This is a genomic window from Vannielia litorea, from assembly GCF_019801175.1.
Taxonomy (GTDB): Bacteria; Pseudomonadota; Alphaproteobacteria; order Rhodobacterales; family Rhodobacteraceae; genus Vannielia; species Vannielia litorea_B.
Genome location: NZ_JAHVJR010000001.1, coordinates 1,844,834 through 1,862,593, shown reverse-complemented (window position 1 = coordinate 1,862,593; position 17,760 = coordinate 1,844,834). Strand labels below are relative to the sequence as shown.

15 protein-coding genes are annotated in these 17,760 nt (G+C 67.2%); 8 read left to right on the top strand and 7 right to left on the bottom strand.

Annotated features, from left to right (window positions below; genetic code table 11):
* Positions 1-6 precede the first annotated feature (6 nt).
* Genes KUV38_RS09220 through KUV38_RS09195 form a run of 6 tightly spaced genes read left to right on the top strand, consistent with a single transcriptional unit; the run spans position 7 to position 4,916 of the window.
* Positions 7-1,242: an acyl-CoA dehydrogenase family protein gene (locus KUV38_RS09220; RefSeq protein ID WP_222469761.1), complete on the top strand. Its 1,236-nt coding sequence runs from the start codon at positions 7-9 to the stop codon at positions 1,240-1,242.
* Positions 1,242-1,877, top strand: coding sequence for a histidine phosphatase family protein (locus tag KUV38_RS09215; protein WP_222469760.1), 636 nt, complete (start codon positions 1,242-1,244; stop codon positions 1,875-1,877). Before KUV38_RS09220 ends, KUV38_RS09215 begins: the two co-directional genes overlap by 1 nt.
* Positions 1,874-2,899: a phosphotransferase family protein gene (locus KUV38_RS09210; RefSeq protein WP_222469759.1), complete on the top strand. Its 1,026-nt coding sequence runs from the start codon at positions 1,874-1,876 to the stop codon at positions 2,897-2,899. The genes KUV38_RS09215 and KUV38_RS09210 overlap by 4 nt, the downstream gene beginning before the upstream one ends.
* On the top strand, positions 2,892-3,677 hold the full coding sequence (locus KUV38_RS09205) for a glucose 1-dehydrogenase (RefSeq protein ID WP_315898609.1): 786 nt from the start codon (positions 2,892-2,894) through the stop codon (positions 3,675-3,677). The genes KUV38_RS09210 and KUV38_RS09205 overlap by 8 nt, the downstream gene beginning before the upstream one ends.
* A gap of 10 nt (positions 3,678-3,687) precedes the next feature.
* A complete protein-coding gene (locus tag KUV38_RS09200) occupies positions 3,688-4,491 on the top strand; it encodes an IclR family transcriptional regulator (protein ID WP_222469757.1) in 804 nt (267 codons plus the stop codon).
* The gene (locus tag KUV38_RS09195; protein ID WP_222469756.1) at positions 4,488-4,916 is read left to right on the top strand and encodes a PaaI family thioesterase; all 429 of its coding nucleotides are present in this window, start codon (positions 4,488-4,490) and stop codon (positions 4,914-4,916) included. The genes KUV38_RS09200 and KUV38_RS09195 overlap by 4 nt, the downstream gene beginning before the upstream one ends.
* Here the strand turns inward: KUV38_RS09195 and KUV38_RS09190 are convergent.
* From KUV38_RS09190 to KUV38_RS09170, 5 genes are all read right to left on the bottom strand, one after another.
* Positions 4,907-5,947 carry an acyl-CoA dehydrogenase family protein gene (locus tag KUV38_RS09190; protein WP_222469755.1) on the bottom strand — a complete coding sequence of 347 codons (1,041 nt, stop codon included), beginning with the start codon at positions 5,945-5,947 and terminating at the stop codon, positions 4,907-4,909. The genes KUV38_RS09195 and KUV38_RS09190 overlap by 10 nt on opposite strands.
* A 1-nt stretch (position 5,948) precedes the next feature.
* Positions 5,949-7,136 (bottom strand): acyl-CoA dehydrogenase family protein, encoded by a 1,188-nt coding sequence (locus KUV38_RS09185; protein WP_222469754.1) that lies wholly within the window; start codon positions 7,134-7,136, stop codon positions 5,949-5,951.
* Between the two features lie 8 nt (positions 7,137-7,144).
* A complete protein-coding gene (locus KUV38_RS09180) occupies positions 7,145-9,220 on the bottom strand; it encodes a 3-hydroxyacyl-CoA dehydrogenase NAD-binding domain-containing protein (RefSeq protein WP_222469753.1) in 2,076 nt (691 codons plus the stop codon).
* Entirely contained in the window at positions 9,207-11,216 is a 2,010-nt protein-coding gene (locus KUV38_RS09175; protein ID WP_222469752.1) for a TRAP transporter permease, read from the bottom strand. The genes KUV38_RS09180 and KUV38_RS09175 overlap by 14 nt, the downstream gene beginning before the upstream one ends.
* Positions 11,217-11,303: 87 nt before the next feature.
* On the bottom strand, positions 11,304-12,440 hold the full coding sequence (locus tag KUV38_RS09170; RefSeq protein WP_222469751.1) for a TAXI family TRAP transporter solute-binding subunit: 1,137 nt from the start codon (positions 12,438-12,440) through the stop codon (positions 11,304-11,306).
* Between the two features lie 266 nt (positions 12,441-12,706).
* Between KUV38_RS09170 and KUV38_RS09165 the strand changes: the two genes are divergently transcribed.
* A complete protein-coding gene (locus KUV38_RS09165; RefSeq protein WP_222469750.1) occupies positions 12,707-14,374 on the top strand; it encodes a thiamine pyrophosphate-binding protein in 1,668 nt (555 codons plus the stop codon).
* Positions 14,374-16,020, top strand: coding sequence for a long-chain-fatty-acid--CoA ligase (locus KUV38_RS09160; RefSeq protein WP_222469749.1), 1,647 nt, complete (start codon positions 14,374-14,376; stop codon positions 16,018-16,020). Before KUV38_RS09165 ends, KUV38_RS09160 begins: the two co-directional genes overlap by 1 nt.
* On the opposite strand, the gene KUV38_RS09155 is transcribed toward KUV38_RS09160, so the two are convergent.
* A complete protein-coding gene (locus tag KUV38_RS09155) occupies positions 16,017-16,427 on the bottom strand; it encodes a phage tail protein (protein WP_222469748.1) in 411 nt (136 codons plus the stop codon). The genes KUV38_RS09160 and KUV38_RS09155 overlap by 4 nt on opposite strands.
* On the bottom strand, positions 16,424-17,548 hold the full coding sequence (locus tag KUV38_RS09150; RefSeq protein WP_222469747.1) for a phage tail sheath family protein: 1,125 nt from the start codon (positions 17,546-17,548) through the stop codon (positions 16,424-16,426). The genes KUV38_RS09155 and KUV38_RS09150 overlap by 4 nt, the downstream gene beginning before the upstream one ends.
* Positions 17,549-17,760 lie beyond the last annotated feature (212 nt).

Genomic DNA, 17,760 nt, shown 5'->3' with positions numbered 1-17,760 from the left:
AGAGATATGGACCTCGGGATGACCCCCCGGATCAAGGAACTGGCCGCCAAGGTGCGCCAGATGGTGGACGAAGAGATCGAGCCGCTCGACCACGAGTTCGAGGCCGAAGTGGGCAAGCACCCCTCGGGCGACCGCTTTCAACTCACTGACCGCCAGATCGAGATTCTCGACACCCTCAAGGCCAGCGCCCGCGCCAAGGGTCTGTGGAATTTCTGGCTCACCGACAGCGAAAAGGGGCAGGGGCTCACCACCGTTGAATACGCCTATCTCGCCGAAGAGATGGGCAAGGTTGGCCTCGCTGCCGAGGTCTTCAACTGTGGCGCCCCCGACACCGGCAACATGGAGGTTTTCGAGCGCTACGGCTCCGAGGCGCACAAGGAGCGCTGGCTCAAACCCCTGCTCAACGGCGAGATCCGCTCCGCCTATGTGATGACCGAACCGGGCGTCGCCTCCTCCGACGCCACCAACATCGCGCTCGAGGCCAAGCCCGATGGCGATGACTGGGTCCTCAATGGCGAGAAATACTGGATCAGCGGCGCAGGCGACCCGCGCTGCGCTGTCTACATCATCATGGCCCAGACCGACCCGGAGGCCGACAAGCACGCGCGGCACTCCATGTTCGTCCTGCCCGCCGACAGCCCCGGCATCGAAATCCTCCGCCCCATGCACGTCTTCGGCCACGATGATGCGCCCCACGGCCACATGCACATCCGGTTCACCAACGTGAAGGTGAAAGGCGAAGACCTGATCCTCGGTCGGGGCCGTGGCTTCGAGGTCGCCCAAGGCCGCCTCGGGCCGGGCCGTATTCACCATTGCATGCGCGCTATCGGCCAGGCCGAGAAGGCGCTGGAGCTCTTCTGCAAACGCGCCATGACTCGCGAGGCCTTCAAGAAAAAGCTGGTCGACCTCGGCGCCAACTACGACATCATCGCCAACTGCCGCATGGAGATTGAGCAAGCGCGCCTGCTCTGCCTCAAGGCGGCCTGGATGATGGACACGCAAGGCACCCGCGCCGCTCAGCCGTGGATCAGCCAGATCAAGGTCGTCGCCCCATTGATGGCGCTCAAGGTCGTCGACGAGGCCATGCAGGTCCACGGCGGCTCCGGCATCAGCCAAGACACCCCGCTCGCCGCGATGTGGACGAAAATCCGCACCCTGCGCTTTGCCGATGGGCCCGACGCGGTGCACCGCCGCCAGGTCGCCCGCGCCGAGTTGCGGAAATACTCCAACGAGAAGATCTAGTGGCCGAACTCCTCCTCATCCGCCACGCACAGGCCTCTTTCGGGGCGGCGGATTATGACGTGTTGTCAGACCTCGGCCATGCGCAGAGCCGCGCGCTGGGCGAGGCTCTCGCCCGTCAGGGCGTGCGGCCCGTGGCCGTCTACCGTGGCGCCATGCGGCGGCATCGCGAGACGCTGGAGGGCATCGCCGCCACCCTCGACCTGCCCGAGGCCACCGTCCAAGATGGCCTCAACGAATTCGACAGCAAGGCGTTGCTCGCGGCCTTCGGCGGCGGCGTCCCGTCAGACCGCAAGGCCCATTTCCGCCGCCTCCGCGAGGCCGTCATCGCATGGCAGGCAGGCGAGATCACCGAACCAGAGAGCTTTGAGGCCTTCACCGCCCGCGTGATGTCGGCTCAGGCGCAAATGGCCACCCACGACGGCCCCGTTCTCTGCGTCTCCTCCGGCGGCGCCATCTGCCGCATGCTCGCCGCCGCCGTCGATGCCCCCGCCCGCACCATGATCGACCTGCAACTCCAGATGAAAAACTGCGCCGTCTCCCGCATCCTCTGCACCGGCAGCGCCACCTTCCTCACCGGCTTCAACGAAACGCCCCATATCGACGCGGAGGCAGCCCACATGCTGACCTTCTCATGACCGACGCACAAACCCTTGATACCGCGGCCGTTTCCGTCTGGATCGAGGCCAACGCACCCGGCCACACCGGCCCCGTCACAGCGCAAAAATTCCCCACCGGCCAGTCCAACCCGACCTTCCGCCTGACCACCCCGCAAGGCCCGCTCGTCCTGCGCCGCAAGCCTCCCGGCAAGCTCCTCAAATCCGCCCACGCGGTGGACCGTGAATACCGCGTCCAATCCGCCCTCGCGGCCACCGCCGTGCCCGTCGCCCAGATGATCGCCTATTGCGACGACCCCGCGGTCATCGGCTCCGAGTTCTACCTGATGGAGCACGTGCAGGGCCGCCACTTCAACGAGCCACACCTGCCCGAGCTCTCCCACTCCGAGCGCGGCCCGATGTTTGACGAGATGAACCGCGTCCTCGCCGCCATCCACAACGTCGACCTCGCCGCCACCGGCCTCGAGGACTTCGGACGCGCCGGCAACTACTACCGCCGCCAGATCGACCGCTGGACCACCCAATACCGCGCCTCCGAGACCGAAACGATCGAGGCGATGGACGCGCTCATCACATGGCTCGACACCCACGTGCCCGATGATGACGGCCAGATCTGCCTCACTCACGGCGACTACCGGCTCGACAACATGCTCTTCACCCCGGACGCCCCCCGGATCACCGCCGTGCTCGATTGGGAGCTCTCAACCCTCGGCCACCCCTACGCCGATCTCGCACAGGTCATCATGCAATGGCAGCGCCCGCCGGGGCCGGAGGGCAGGGGGCTTGCCGGGCTCGACCGTGCCGTCCACGGCTTGCCCGAGGATCAGGCCTTCATCGATGCCTACTGCGCCCGCCGCAACATTCCCGGCATCCCCGACTTCGGCTTCTACCTCGCCTTCGCCAACTTCCGCATGGCGGGCATCCTGCAAGGCGTGAAAAAGCGCGCGCTCGATGGCAATGCCTCCAACCCGGAAAAGGGCCTCCAACTGGGCCGCCTCGTGCCAGGGCTGGCGCAGGCCGGGCTGGAGGCCGCCGGTGGGTAGCCGCCCCGCCAGCCGCGTGGTGCTCATCACCGGCGCCGCCTCGGGCTTCGGCGCCGGGGCCGCGCGGGGCTTTGCCGCCGAGGGCGCCCGGCTCGTGCTCTGCGATATCGACGAGCGCGGCCTCGATCAGGCGGCCGACAGCCTGCGCGAAAGCGGGGCAGAGGTGCTTGCCCGTCCCGTCGATGTCACCGACGAGGCGGCGCAGGCTGGGCTGGTGGCCTCCGCCCTCAAGCACTTCGGCCAGCTCGACGTGGCCATCAACAACGCCGGTCTCGGCCAGCCCTTCACCCCGCTCGCCCGCACCGAGGCTGCCGATTTCGACCGTATCCTTGCCGTGAATGCACGAGGCGTCTTTCTGGGGATGAAGCACCAGATCCCGCCGATGCAGGCGGCAGGCAGCGGCGTGATCCTCAACATCGCCTCCGCCGCCGGGCTCACCGGGGCGGGGCATCTCGCTGCCTACGCCGCCGCCAAACACGCCGTTGTCGGCCTCACCCGCGCCGCCGCGGATGAGCTCGCGCGCCACAACATCCGGGTCAACGCGCTCTGCCCGGCCTTCGCCGAAACGCCGCTCTTTGCCGAGATGGCCGACCGCTTCGCCTGCCGGATCGACACCGACGGCGCAGAGGCCCGCAACCGCATCACCGCCCGCGTGCCCATGGGCCGTGTGGCCACAGTCGACGAGGTCGTGCAGGCCATGCTCTGGACCTGCGCGCCCTCCAACAGTTTCATGACCGGGCAGGCCCTCGCCATTGATGGCGGGCTGACGGCGATCTAGGGGAGCCACGGTGGACGCGAGCGAAGACCTTGAAACCGGCCTTGAGGCCGATGACCGCAACTTCATCACTGCGCTGGCGCGCGGGCTGGAGGTGCTGCGCTGTTTCCGCCCCGCCGAAACCGAGCTGACCAATCAGGAAATCGCGGCGCGTACCGGCCTGCCCAAGGCCACCATCTCGCGCCTCACCTACACGCTCCGGCGGCTCGATTACCTCGTGCATTCCGAGCGCAACGGCACCTATCGGCTTGGGCCGGGGGTTTTGGCGCTGGGCTACGGTGTGCTCGCGGGGATGGAAACCTCCGAGCGGGCCCGCCCCGAGATGCGCGCCCTTTGCGAAGGCCCCAACCCCCATGTGACCGCCGCCTTTGCCGAGCGGCACCGGCTTCAGGCCGTCTATGTCGGCGTGCAGCGCTCACAGCAGGCGGTGTCGCTCACCATGAACGTCGGTGCCCGCCTGCCGCTCTTCCACTCCGCCATCGGCCGCGCGATCCTCGCCGCCATGACCGAGGAGCAGCACGCGCACATCCTCGATCTGGCCAAGCGCGAACGCCCCGATGATGTGCCCCGCTACCGCGAAAGCCTCGCCAAGGCGGTCGAGGACTACGCCACGCTCGGCTACACCACCGGCTATGGCGACTGGCGCCCCGAGATCAACGGCATCGCGGTGCCCGTGGTCTCGCTGAACGGGGATCGTATCTTTGCCATGAACGTCGGCGGCCCGGCCTTCCTCGTCTCGCCCGACGAACTGCGCGAGGCCTATGCCGAGCGCCTTCTGGCCGCCGCCGAGGCCCTAAGCCGCCGGGCCTCCGCATGAGTTGGCCGCCCGCCCCGCCGATCCCGCCCGAACTGCTTGAGCTGCCCTATCCATTCCAGAGCCTCATGGGCTTCGAGATTACCGGCTGGGGCGAGGGGTGTTCCCGCGTGGAGCTGGCTCCGCTGGACGCGGTCGAAAACCGCCACGGTATCCCCCACGGCGGCGCGATCTCGGTGCTGCTCGATACCGCGATGGGCTACGCGGGCAGCTACACCGGCGACGCGGGCGAGAAGCGCATGGCCATGACCCTGTCGATGACCGTCAACTTTCAGGGGCAGGCGCAGGGCACGCGGCTCATTTCCGAGGGCCGCAAAACCGGGGGAGGGCGCAAGACTTTCTTCGCCGAGGCCCGGCTTTGCGACGAGCACGGCAATCTCGTCGCCACCGCCACCGGCGTCTTCCGCTACCGCACGCCTCAGGCGTAAGTCGCTGCCACCCGCGCGGTGTGAAAATCGGCATCACCGAGCTGCGCATCGAGCATCACCAACCGCTTGGCGTAGTGGCTTAGCGGATACTCCCACGTCATCCCGATCCCGCCGTGCAGCTGGATGCTCTCCTCGCTCACCTTTCGCGCCACGCGCCCCACGAGGCTCTTGGCCATGGCAACCGAGCGCCAGTCCATCCGGTCTGCGGCAGCAATGGTGATCGAGCGGGCCTGCTCGATCGCCGTCTTCATCTCCACCATGCGGTGCTGAAGCGCCTGAAACTTCCCGATCTCGCGACCAAACTGCTTGCGGCTCTTCAGGTAGTCGAGCGTGGTGGCATAGCACCAGTCCATCGCCCCCACCGCCTCGGCACAGAGCGCAAGACGGCCCCGGTCTAGTGCTTGTTCAATGGCTGGCCCGGCGTCGGGGAGGAGACACCGGGCCGCCGTGCCGTCGAGCATCAGCTCAGCAGCACCACCGCCGTCGATCATCCCCCAAGGGGTCACGGCAGCATCCTCGGCCTTTACCTCGTAGAGTGCCAGCTTGCCCTCCCGCCGGGCGCTGACCAGAAAATGGGTGGCAGCATTGCCGCCATAGACCGCGGTCTTGCGCCCGGTGAGCGTATCGCCGCCCTCGGTCGCGCCCGCCTCGGCATCCCACGGCGCCTCCGGCTCATCCAAGGCCAGCGCATAGATCGCCTCGCCGCTCAGGAGCGGTTCAAGCTCTTCTCCCGCCTCCGCCAGCAGCGGCGCGGCCATCGCGGCGCCGAGCAGTGGCTCGGGGCAAAGTGCGGCGCCCAATTGTTCGAAAACTGCTAGCAGGTCAAACCCACCGCCTCCCATGCCGCCAGCATCCTCGCTGACGAAGGCATAGAGAATTCCCAGCTCTGCCAAGGCCTTCCAGCCCTCAATGTCATGGAATGGCGCATCATAGGCCATTGAGGTCCGATGTTCGATTCCGTAAAGGTCCCCGAGCAGCTTGCTGAGGCTGTCGGCCAGCATCCGGCGGTCGTCTGTCATCTCGAAGTTCATGTCAGAGCTCCAGCATGGCCTTGGTCAGGATGTTCTTCTGGATCTCATTGGACCCGCCGAAGATGCTGATCTTGCGGTTGTTGAAATAGCTCGCCGCCGCGCCCTCATCCTCGGGCGCAAGCACCGCCGCGTTGCCGCCCGGTGCTTCCCCCGGCATCACCGCCGCCGCCGGCCCCAGCGCGCGCCGGTACAGGTCGTTCAGCGCCTGCCGCACCTCAGTCCCCCGGATCTTCAGCATCGAGGTTTCCACCCCGGGGTGGCCCACCCGCTGGGCCTCCGCCAGCATTCGAAGGTTGAAGATCTTCATCGCCTCCAGATCCATCTCCACTTCGGCAAGCCGGGCGGCAAAGAGCGGATCATCGATCAGCCGCTTTCCCCCGCGCATCGTCCGCGCAGCCAGCGCCTTCACCCGCTCGAACGCGGCGATGGAAAAGCCCACGCCCGCAATCCCGGTGCGCTCATGGGTCAGCAGGTATTTCGCCACCGTCCAGCCGTCATTCTCCTTCCAGACAAGGTTTTCCGCCGGCACCCGGACATCGGTGAAGAACACCTCGTTCACCTCATGCCCGCCCTCGATCAACCGGATCGGCCGCACCTCGATGCCCGGTGTCTTCATGTCGATAAGCAGGAACGATATCCCCTCCTGCGGCTTTCCCGAACCGTCGGTCCGCACAAGGCAGAAAATCCAATCGGCGTGCTGGCCCAGCGTCGTCCAAGTCTTCTGACCATTGACGACATATTCATCCCCCTCGCGCACCGCTTTCGTCTTGAGCGAGGCCAGGTCAGAGCCCGCCCCCGGCTCCGAATAGCCCTGGCACCACCAATCCGTCCCGTCCAAAATCCGTGGCAGGTAATGCGCCTTCTGTTCGTCACTCCCAAACTTGATCAGCACCGGCCCGAGCATCTGCAGCCCAAAGGGCAAAATCCGCGGCGCATAGGCCCGCGCCGCCTCCTCATCGAAGATATGCCGCTCCACCGGCCCCCATCCCGGCCCGCCATGCTCTTCCGGCCAGGTCTGCCCCAACCAGCCGCGCGATTGCAAAATCGCGTGCCAGCGCTCGGTATCCTCTTTGCTGACCTCGCCCCCCGCCTTCACCCGCGCGGCGATATCGTCGGGCAGCTCATCGGCCAAAAACTGGCGCACCTCGGCCTGAAAGGCCTGCTCTTGCGGGGAGTAGGAAAGGTCCATCTGCTACCTCAGTTCATCTCGGCAAATGTCGTGCCCTCGGCGGCCATTTTCCGCAGCAGGTCAGGCACTTGCCAGTAATAGGGGTCTTCCTTGGCGTAACGCTCGATTCGGGCCACAAGCTCGCCCGCGCCGATCACATCCGCCGTATGCATCGGCCCGCCCCGGTGGCGCGGAAAGCCGTAGCCGAAGAGGAATACCGCATCGATATCGATAGGCCGGAGCGCAATGCCGTCCTCCAGCACACGGGTCGCCTCGGCGATCATCGCCGTGATGAACCGCGCCTGAATCGCCTCTTTCGAGAACTCCCGCGCTGTCACCCCGGCCTTCTCACGCTCTTCGGCGACGATCTCCGCCACCTCCGGCGCGGGCTCCGGCTGCCCCTCGCCGTACACGTAAAACCCGCGCCCGGTCTTGCGCCCGAAGTTCCCGGCCTCGCAAATCCTGTCCGCCACCGCCACGTAGCGCTCCTCGGCAGGCCGGGTCGGGGCCAGCCGCTTGCGGTTTGCCCAGCCAATGTCCAGCCCCGCCAAGTCGCTCACCGCGAAGGGGCCCATCGCAAAGCCGAAGTCCTCGATAGCCGCATCCACCTCATGCGGCGCCGCGCCGTCGAGCACCAGATAGTCGGCGACCTTCTTGTAATGGCTCAGGATTCTGTTGCCGATGAACCCGTCGCACACGCCCGCGCGCACGCCGACCTTGCGCAGCTTCTTGGCCAGCGCAAACCCCGTCGCCACCACCTCCGGCGCGGTCTTCGCGGCCACGACGACCTCCAAGAGCCGCATGATGTGCGCCGGTGAAAAGAAGTGCAGCCCGATCACATCCTCGGGCCGCGAAGTGCAGGCGGCAATCTCATTCACATCCAGATAAGAAGTGTTCGAGGCCAGCACCGCCCCCGGCTTGCAGATCGCATCCAGCCGCCCGAAGACATCGCGCTTCACGCCCATGTCTTCGAAGACCGCCTCGATCACCACGTCGCAATCGGCAAAATCCTCCAGCGCGGTCGAAGGCTTGAACCGCTCCAGCGCCGCATCCCGCTTGGCCTCGCTCATCTTGCCGCGCTTCACCGCGCCAGCAAGGTTCTTGCCCACAGTGTCGCGCCCGCGCCCCAGCGCCTCCTCGTCGCGCTCGTTCATCCGCACGGTCAGCCCGGCGTTCAGGCAAGCCGTGGCGATGCCCGAGCCCATCGTGCCACCACCGATCACGCCGACCACGCTCACCTCGCGCGGGTCCGCCCCAGCCTCGGGGATCTTCTCCACCGCGCGTTCGGCAAAGAAGGCGTGGATCAGCCCGGCGCGCTGCGGGCTTTCGATGCAGGCCTGAAACTTCTCGCGCTCCAGCGCCAGCCCGGCCTCCAGCGGCCCGGTGCAGGCCTCCACCGCCTCCACCGCGCGATGGGGCGCAAACAGATGCGCCGCTTTCGTCGCCAGCTTTGCCTTCGTCGCCTCGACCGCCTCCGCGTCCGGCGTTACCTCGATCTCGCCGGTCTTGCGGCAGGGCAGGGTGCCCACCCGCGCTTCCTCGGCCATCGCCAACGCCACATCACGCGGCTCGCCTTCCGCGACCCGGTCCACCAGCCCGCAGCTCAGAGCATCCTCATGCCCGATCCGCTCGCCGGTTGTGATGATCGAGAGCGCCGCGCCAATCCCCATCAGCCGTGGCCCCCTCTGCGTGCCGCCCGCGCCGGGGATCACCCCCAGCGTCACCTCCGGAAAGCCCACCTTCACGCCCGGGATCGCCACGCGGGCATGGCAGCCGATTGCCACCTCCAGCCCGCCGCCAAAGCAGGAGCCGTGCAGCACGGCGACCACCGGCTTGGGGCAGGCTTCGATCCGGTTGCACACGTCGGTCAAGATCGGCTCCATCCGCGGCTTGCCGAATTCCCGAATGTCGGCCCCGGCAATGAACGCCCGGCCCTTGCCGTAGATCGCCACTGCCTCCACGCCATCGTCCGCTTCCACCGCCTCCACGGCTTTCCAAAGCCCCTCACGCACCGCATGGCCCGCCGCGTTCACCGGCGGATTGTCGATCACGATCAGCGCCAGCGGCCCCTCGCGCTCGATGGAAATCACATCATTGATTTGCATGGCCTGCCTCCGAAATTTCTGCCCGCGCCGCACGCTGCCCTGCGAGCGCAGCGGCGGCAAGGGGCAGGGCGGCCAAAGCCAGCCCGATCAGCGCAGTTGCCCCGTAGCCCAGCCCGGTCTCCTCGGTGTGGGGGATCGCAAAGGCGATGCCTCCCGCACAGAGCGCGACCCGCAGCGGGATCGACAGGCCCCCGCGCAGCGGCCCCAAAAAGCTCACGTAGCCCTGCAGCCCGAAGCTCAGCAGCGCCACGCCGGTCAGCGCCGAGGCCAGCGCCACGGCAACCTCCCACGGCGGGGCCTCGCCGATCAGCGCCGGGTTCAGCACAAAGAAGAACGGCGCCACGTATATCACCCCGCCCAGCCGCATCGCCTCCAGCCCGGTTTTCATCGCCGACGCGCCCGACATGGTGGCAGCAGCAAAGGCCCCCAGCGCCACGGGCGGCGTGATGTAGCTGACCATGCCCCAGTAGAGGATGAAGAGATGCACCGCGAGCTGGTTCAGCCCGCCCTGTTCCAGCGCCGGGGCGAGCACCACGGCGAGAAAGATGTAACAGGCCGTCACCGTCATCCCCATCCCGAAGATGAAGGAGGTCACCGCGCCCATCATCAGCAGCACCAGCGTGTTGTCGCCCGCGATGAAGACCAGTTCGTTCACCAGCGTCCCGGCCAGCCCCGTGGCCGAGAACGCGCCCACGATCAGGCCCACGCCGAGCAGGATCGCCGTCAATTCCGCCAGCCCCGCGCCCACGCCCACGATCATCTGACCAAGGCCCTTCAGAGAAAGCCGGTTGCCGGGCAGCAGCTGGTTCACCACCAGCAGCAGGGCGGTGGCGTAGAAGGGGGCCGAAGTCTCGCGACGCAGCACCACCAGCATGAAGATCAGCAGCGCGAAGACGCTGACATAGAGCCAGCCTTCCTTCAGCACCGTCCGCAGGCGCGGCAGCTCGGCGCGCGGAATACCCTTGAGCCCGCGCCGGGCCGAGTAGGCATCGATCTGGGCGAAGAGCCCGAAGTAGAACAGCAGCGAGGGGATCGCGGCGGCAATGGCGATTTCTACATAGGGCCGCGAAAGAAACGAGGCCATCACAAAGGCCGTCGCCCCCATGATCGGCGGCATCAGCACCCCGCCGGTCGAGGCGCAAGCCTCGGTCGCCGCCGCCGTCTCCTTCGAGAACCCCGTGCGCTTCATCGCCGGAATGCTCACGGCCCCCGTGGTCAGCACGTTCGAGATCACCGAGCCCGACATGCTTCCCATGAATCCGCTGGCGAAGATCGAAACCTTCGCCGCCCCGCCCCGGAACCCGCCGACCAGCCCGAGCGCCAGATCGTTAAAGAACTGCCCGCCGCCCGTACGCTGCAGCACCGCCCCGAACAGGATAAACCCGATCACCACGCCGCCAAAGGCCTTCATCGGAATGCCGAAGGAGCTTTCGGACGAGTAGATGTGGTAGCTCACCGCCTCCGAAAACGTGCTCTGAAAGCCCGAGAACGGGTCCGGCACGTGGGAGGCGAAGGTGGGATACATGGCAAAGACCAGCACGATGCAAAACAGCACCAGCCCGCCCGCCCGGCGGGTGCCTTCCAGCACCAGTGCCATGAAGCCATAACTCACCCAGATCGCCGCCTCCGGCGCGGCGTACTCCCAGCCTTCCGACAGGTTGCGCTGCGCCGTGGCTGCAAGATAGCCGGTGCAGGCAAGCGCCGCCGCCGCCAGCAGCCAGTCGATCAGCCCCGGCGTGTCCCCCCGCAGCCCCCGCATCGGGAACACGAGGAAGGCCACCGCCAAAAACAGCCCGCCCAGCAGATAAAGGTAGCGCCCCTCGATCAGCACCAGCCCGCCGATCTGCAGGTTGAAGAGCTGATGGATCACCATCAGCACCCCCAACGCGGTGGCCACGCCAATGGCCCAGCGGGCCGCCACATCGCCCCGCTTCTGGCCAGCGGCGGGGGCGGCATCCGGGTCGGCAATCGTCCCGGTCGTCTCTTTGGCTGTCATTGCGGCCTCGTCCTGCTCCGAAGGTCAGCCGGGCCGCGCCTCGCATGGGCGCGCCCCGGCCAATCAGCTTTGGTCCGTCTCAAAGGATCAGAAGACCACCTCGAAGCCACCGGCCGCGAGAGCCTCACGGCGCTTCTCGGCCCAGGCCTCTTCCCAGTTTTCCGGGGCTTCGGCCTTCAGCTCTTCCCAAGCGGCGGCAAGGGCCTGCTGGCGGGCGATCAGGTTGTCATTGTGGGCCTGCGCCTCGTCGCTCCAAAGCCCGGCTTCCGTATAGTACCGGATCGCGCCGTCATGGTAGGGGGCGACCCACTGCATGTCCTGCTTGTCGAGCGCCCAGCCGTTGATGCCGGGCGCCTTGCCCTCGAAGCTGGGGTAGAGGTCCACCATCGCCTTGGTCATGGCATAGGCCAACCCTTCATCGGTGGCATCGGTGCCGACCAGCACGGGGTAGGCATAGCCCGCGCCCGCGTAGCCATCTGTGCCGTCGATTGTGGCGCCCACGCTGGCCACGTTGGGCACGAAGAAGGGCGCAACCGCCTGCATCGCAGCCACAGCATCGGCCTTCTCAGGGTCCACCGGGGGCCAGAACAACCCACGCGGGCTGCTGGCGGCCTCATAGGCCATGCCGGAGTTGGTCGAGGCAAAGGCCGCATCGACCTGCCCCTCGATCAGCCCCTTCCAGCTCGCGCCGAAACCGCCGAACTCCACGACTTCCACGTCGTCCCAGGTCAGTCCGCCATAGGCGAGATAGGCCTCAGTGTTCACGTTCAGCGCAGGCGCGCCCACGATATAGGCCACGCGCTTGCCCTTGAGGTCCGAGAACTCCTCGATCCCGAGGTCACCGGCGACTCCAACGCCAAGGTTGATCGCGCCGCCATTGTTGGCCGCGATCACCCGGATCGGCTGCGGCCCCCAGTTCTCTGCACCAAAGTCAAAGGCACCTTCCTGCGCCATGAAGCTGCCGCCCACACCGGTGGCGCTGAACTCCACCCGGCCCTGCCGCAGCGGCTCGGTCCGGCTCACATCGTTCTTGCCGGGCAGAACCCGCAGGTTGATCCCATAGGTGTCTTGCAGCGCCGCGCCGATGGCGACGGCCTGGTTGTAGCCCGCCGAGCCGGTGTCATAGGCCGTCCAGCTCATCTGCTTGGGCAGCGAAGTCTCCTGCGCCGCCAGCGGCGCGGCCAGCAGCACCGCACCCGCAATCAGTCCGATCGTGTGTTTCATGTAGTCCTCCCAAATGGCGCGGGAGACCCCGGTTTGCCCGGTGGCTCCTCCTCCCGCTGTCGTCGCTCCCGTCCGGCGCTTGGTGCGCTCTGCGGAATTGCGTTTCGCAAATGGAGCATCTATCACGATGTGGCGTCGGTCAAGACGCTTACGGTCTTCGGAAAAGCCGGAGGGTCGGATATCGCTGTCGTGGCCGCTCGGAGGAAGCGGTCGCGCAAGGGCGATGCCGCCTCATGCCGAAGGCGAGTCAGGGGAGGAGAGACAAGATGGTGCGAGCCGCCGATCTTTTGGTGGAGTGCCTCGTGGCCCATGGGGCTGACAGGCTTTTCTGTGTGCCGGGCGAGAGTTACCTCGCGCTGCTCGATGCGCTGCACGGGCAGAACGCGGTCGATCTGGTGGTCTGCCGGCACGAGGGCGGGGCAGGCATGGCCGCCGTGGCCGATGCCAAGCTGACCGGCAAGCCCGGCCTTCTGGCCTGCTCCCGCGGCCCCGGCGCGATGAACGCTGCCATCGCCCTCCATCTGGCCGAGCAGGATGCCGTGCCACTGGTGGTTCTGGTGGGGCAGGTGGCCCGCCACGAGCGCGGCCGCGGCGCATTTCAGGAGATGGATTACGCCCGCGTCTTCGGCAGTTTCGCCAAGCATGTGGAGGAGGTCACAGACGCCTTCCGCCTGCCCGAGGCCCTTGCCCGCGCATGGGCTGCGGCCCTCTCCGGCACCCCCGGCCCTGCGGTTCTGGCCCTGCCCGAAGACATGCTGACCGATGATGTCACCGCCGCCGTCATCCCGCCCACTCCGGTGCCCGCGCCCGGCCCGTCCGAAGATCACATCGCCCGCGCCGCCTCGCTGCTGGCCGCCGCCCAGCGCCCGCTGGTTCTCGCAGGCGGCGGATTCGCGCCGGTCGAGAGCCGCGCTGCGCTGAAGGCACTGGCCGAAGGGCAGGGGATCCCGGTCGCGACCACCTTCAAGCATCAGGAGGTCTTCGACAATTTCTCGCCGCTCTACGCCGGCAACCTCGGCTTCAAGGTGCCGCCCTCGCTGTGGAAGACCCTTGCAGAGGCCGACCTGATCCTCGCCCTCGGCACCCGCCTCGGCGACGTGCCGACCCAAGGCTACCAGATCCCCGCCGCGCCGGAGCCGACCCAACCGCTGATTCACGTCTGGCCCGATCCGGCGGTGCTGACCCGCCTCTACCGCGCCAACCTTGCCGTGCCCTCCGAGGCCCCCGCCTTCGCGCAGGCGCTGGCAGATGCCGCCCCCAAGGCGCCTGATCGCTCGGCCTGGGCCGCCCGCTGCAACGCCGCCGCGCTGGCGCTTCGGCCCGCGCCCCAACCCCGTGACGACGGGCTCGATTTTGGCACCGTCGCCGCCGAACTGGCCAAACAGGCACCCCAAGATGCCATCGTCACCACCGATTCGGGCAATTTCTCCGGCTGGGTCCACCAATACTGGCCGTGGGACGGCTCGCAGCTTGCCGTCGGCGCGGTCGGCGGGGCAATGGGCCTCGGCATCCCCGGTGCCGTCGCTGCCTCGCTGCGCTTCCCGGGCCGATGCGTCCTTGGCTTCGCCGGTGACGGCGGCGCCATGATGACCGGCGCCGAGCTCGCCGTTGCGCTTTCCAAGGGCGCGGCCCCCAAGATCGTCATCGCCGACAACGGCACCTATGGCACCATCCGCCTGCATCAGGAGCGCGACTTTCCCGAGCGCATCTCCGGCACCGACCTCGCCAACCCCGACTTCGCCGCATGGGGTGCCAGCTTCGGGGCAGGGGCCTTCGCCCTCGGGCCGGGCGACGATATCCCGCAAACCGTGGCCGACTTCCTCGCCCACAAGGGCGCGGCAGTGCTGGCGGTCAAAACCTCCGCCGAGGCGATCTCGGCCTATGTCACCGTCAGCCAACTCCGAGCGCGCAGCAAAGCGCAGAGCAAAAGCTGATGGCCCCCTTCACCCGCCACCTCTCCAGCTGGCCCAAGGGCGTGCCGCTGCACCTCGAAATCCCCGCCCGCTCGATGGCCGAAAACCTCGCGCTCTCCGCGCGGGCCACGCCTGACGCCCCCGCAATCCGCTACTACGGGCGCGAGATCACCTATGGCAAACTCGCCGCCGAGGTGGAGGCCCTCGCCGGATGGCTGCAAGCCAACGGCACACAAAAGGGCGACCGGGTGCTGCTCTACATGCAGAACTCCCCCCAGTTCATCGCGGGCTACTACGCCATCCTCCGCGCCGATGCCGTGGTCGTGCCGGTCAACCCGATGAACCGCGCCGCCGAACTCGCCTACCTCTGCGAAGACACCGGCGCCCGCACCGCCCTCACCGGGCAGGAGCTCCTCTCCCACCTCGTCGAAACCCCTCTCACCCACATCCTCTCCGCCGCCTACGCCGAACACACCGACCCGGCCTTCCCCTTCACGCTCCCCGAGCCGCTAGACGCCCAACCTGCGCCAAGCACTGACCCCCGCGTCACCCCATGGTCCACCGCCATCGCGGCACAGCACACCCCCGGCCCGATCACCGCCCAGCCAGACGACCTCGCCCTCATTCCCTACAGCTCCGGCACCACCGGCCAGCCCAAGGGCTGCATGCACTCGCACCGCACCGTGATGAGCACCTGCGTCGGCAACACCGTCTGGAACCCCACGCGCGGCAACGGCACGACCCTCGCCAGCCTGCCGCTCTACCACGTCACCGGCATGCAAAACTCGATGAATGCCCCCATCCTCAAGGGCGAGCCGATCATCCTGATGACCCGGTGGGACAGGGCGCTCGCGGCCTACCTCATCAACCGTTACAAGGTCGCCCGATGGCGTTCGATCACCACCATGGCCATCGACCTCGTCAACGACCCTGATCTCGACAGCTATGATCTGACTTCTCTCGAAGTCATCGGCGGCGGCGGCGCCTCCATGCCCGAGGCGGTCGCGGCCAAGCTGAAAGACCTCACCGGCCTCGACTACATCGAAGGCTACGGCATGACTGAAACGATGGCGCCGTCGCACATCAACCCGCTCGACGCCCCCCGCCGCCAATGCCTCGGCATCCCCATCTTCGACGTCGACTCCCGCGTGATCGACCCCGACACAGGCACTGAACTCGGGCCCAATGAACCCGGCGAAATCATCATGCACGGCCCGCAAAACTTCCTCGGTTACTGGAACCGCCCCGAGGAAACAGAAGCCGCCCATATCGAGATCGACGGCAAACGCTTCGTCCGCTCCGGCGACATCGGCCGCTATGACGAAAGCGGCTTCTTCTACATCGTCGACAGAGTAAAGCGCATGGTCTCCGTCTCGGGCCTCAAGGTCTGGCCGACCGAGGTGGAAGGCCTCATGCACGCCCACCCCAAAATCACCGAATGCTGCATCATCGGCCGCCCCGACCCCCGCACCGGCGAGCGTGTCCGCGCCTACATCGTGCCCAAGGGCGAGGTGACGGAGGCCGAAATCACCCAATGGTGCCGCTCCAACATGGCCGCCTACAAGGTGCCCAAGGAGATCGTCTTCACCGACGCCCTCCCGCGCTCCCCCTCCGGCAAGGTGCAATGGCGCGAACTGATGGAAGAGGCTGCACAGGAGAGCGCTTAATCCCGCTCCACCCGGTCAAACGCCAGCGTCATGCTCTCCAACGCAAACCCGGCCTCAGCAGCCTCCGGCGCGGCCCGAAATCTCGAAACCCACGCGCCGTAGAGCCGCCAGCACGCCGCCTCTGAGCCGTCCGCCGCCAACAGCCCCAGTTCCACATCCTTCCGCTCGACGGTGCCGTCCACCGATGCCCGGCACCAGCCCGCCACCGCATCGCCTGCCATCCCGCGCGTCAACGTCACCGGGCGTAATCTCATCCCGCCCGGCAGGTGCCGCACCGGCCCGCCGCCGTCTCGGTAGGCCACCGTCTCCACCTCCGCCCCCAACCCGCTGGCCTCGGTGAACCCGGCCACCTCCTCTCCGGCGATCCGAAGCACAAAGTTGAACCGCCGGTACGGGCCCGCACTCATCCGCCTACCACCTTCTCGATCCGCAGCATCACGAACTCCGCGGGCTTATGCGCCGCCACCCCGATCAGGCACACAAGCCGCCCGTTGTCGAGGTCATCCTGCGTCATCGTGGTCCGGTCGCAGGTGACGAAATAGGCCTCAACCTCTGTTGTCCCCATCAGCCCGGCCTCCCGCCAGAGCCCCTTCAGAAACGCCCCCACATCCCGCCGCACCGCCTGCCAGAGCGGCTCGTCATTCGGCTCGAAAACCACCCACTCCAGCCCGCGGTTCAGGCTCTGCTCGATGAAGATCATCAGCCGCCGGATCGGCACGTATCTGTAATCGCTGGCGGGGTCGCCCAGCGTCCGCGCGCCCCAAACCATGATCCCGTCGGCCATCACCCGCAGCAGGTTCACCCCCTCCGGGTTCAGCAAATCCTGCTCCGCATCGCGGAACACGTGGGTCAGCCCGAAAACGCCCCGCACCGCCACCCCTGCCGGCGCCTTCCAGACGCCGCGCGTGGCATCGGTCGCGGCATAGATCCCGCAGATATGCCCCGAAGGCGGAACAGCCAGCCGCTCGCCCGTTACCGCGTCCTCCGTCTCGACCCAAGGCGCATAAATTGCCGCCAGCCCGCTCGGCACCTGCGGCGGCAACAGCCCGCCATCGGCGACCCCTGTGCGCATCGCCCTCACATCGCCGCTGTCCGCCATGTCGAGCACCGCAAACCTGTCGCCCCGCGCCGCGCAATGCTCCACCAGCGCCGCATGGCTCTGCGGGTCGCAAAACCCCGGCGCGGCGACGAGGTTCACATCCTTCAGCGCCTCCAATGGGGCGAGGGTGGTCGCGTCCAGCGCCTCGGTGTCATCGGCCACCCGCAGCACCCAAAGCCGCGCGCCGCCGTTGTCAAAGTACCCCCGCACCGCCGTCGCCAGCGTGCAGGTCCGGTCGCCGGGCAGGCTGGCGAGGTAGAGCGCTTCGAAGGCCACATAGCTGATGCAGAACTGCGGCTCCCCCACCGGCCCGTCACTCTCTTCCACCAGCCCCACCAGCGCCGTGGTCGCGGTGCTCACCCCCTCGATCGGGCGGGGCCCGCTGCCCAACTCCTCCACGTAGACTCCGGGCGCGCGATACTCTGGCATGAGGGCTTTCCCTGGCGGCAACTTCCCCGTCATCATGCGCCCAGAGATCCCACCCGGCAAGCCTGCCGACTCGGGTCACACCCCGCAGGGCAGGTGAGAAGGGCGATCTAAACGACTGAAACAGAATGGAAAACCAGAAACTTCACACCGCCGTGACAAACCCCATTGCCAAAAATAATAAAGTAATACTTAATCGATTCCACGAACGAGAA

Coding starts and splice junctions, on each gene's coding strand:
- KUV38_RS09220 (WP_222469761.1), top strand. CDS start 7: ATGGACCTCGGGATGACCCCCCGGATCAAGGAACTGGCCGCCAAGGTG.
- KUV38_RS09210 (WP_222469759.1), top strand. CDS start 1,874: ATGACCGACGCACAAACCCTTGATACCGCGGCCGTTTCCGTCTGGATC.
- KUV38_RS09195 (WP_222469756.1), top strand. CDS start 4,488: ATGAGTTGGCCGCCCGCCCCGCCGATCCCGCCCGAACTGCTTGAGCTG.
- KUV38_RS09190 (WP_222469755.1), bottom strand. CDS start 5,947: ATGAACTTCGAGATGACAGACGACCGCCGGATGCTGGCCGACAGCCTC.
- KUV38_RS09185 (WP_222469754.1), bottom strand. CDS start 7,136: ATGGACCTTTCCTACTCCCCGCAAGAGCAGGCCTTTCAGGCCGAGGTG.
- KUV38_RS09180 (WP_222469753.1), bottom strand. CDS start 9,220: ATGCAAATCAATGATGTGATTTCCATCGAGCGCGAGGGGCCGCTGGCG.
- KUV38_RS09175 (WP_222469752.1), bottom strand. CDS start 11,216: ATGACAGCCAAAGAGACGACCGGGACGATTGCCGACCCGGATGCCGCC.
- KUV38_RS09170 (WP_222469751.1), bottom strand. CDS start 12,440: ATGAAACACACGATCGGACTGATTGCGGGTGCGGTGCTGCTGGCCGCG.
- KUV38_RS09165 (WP_222469750.1), top strand. CDS start 12,707: ATGGTGCGAGCCGCCGATCTTTTGGTGGAGTGCCTCGTGGCCCATGGG.
- KUV38_RS09160 (WP_222469749.1), top strand. CDS start 14,374: ATGGCCCCCTTCACCCGCCACCTCTCCAGCTGGCCCAAGGGCGTGCCG.
- KUV38_RS09155 (WP_222469748.1), bottom strand. CDS start 16,427: ATGAGTGCGGGCCCGTACCGGCGGTTCAACTTTGTGCTTCGGATCGCC.
- KUV38_RS09150 (WP_222469747.1), bottom strand. CDS start 17,548: ATGCCAGAGTATCGCGCGCCCGGAGTCTACGTGGAGGAGTTGGGCAGC.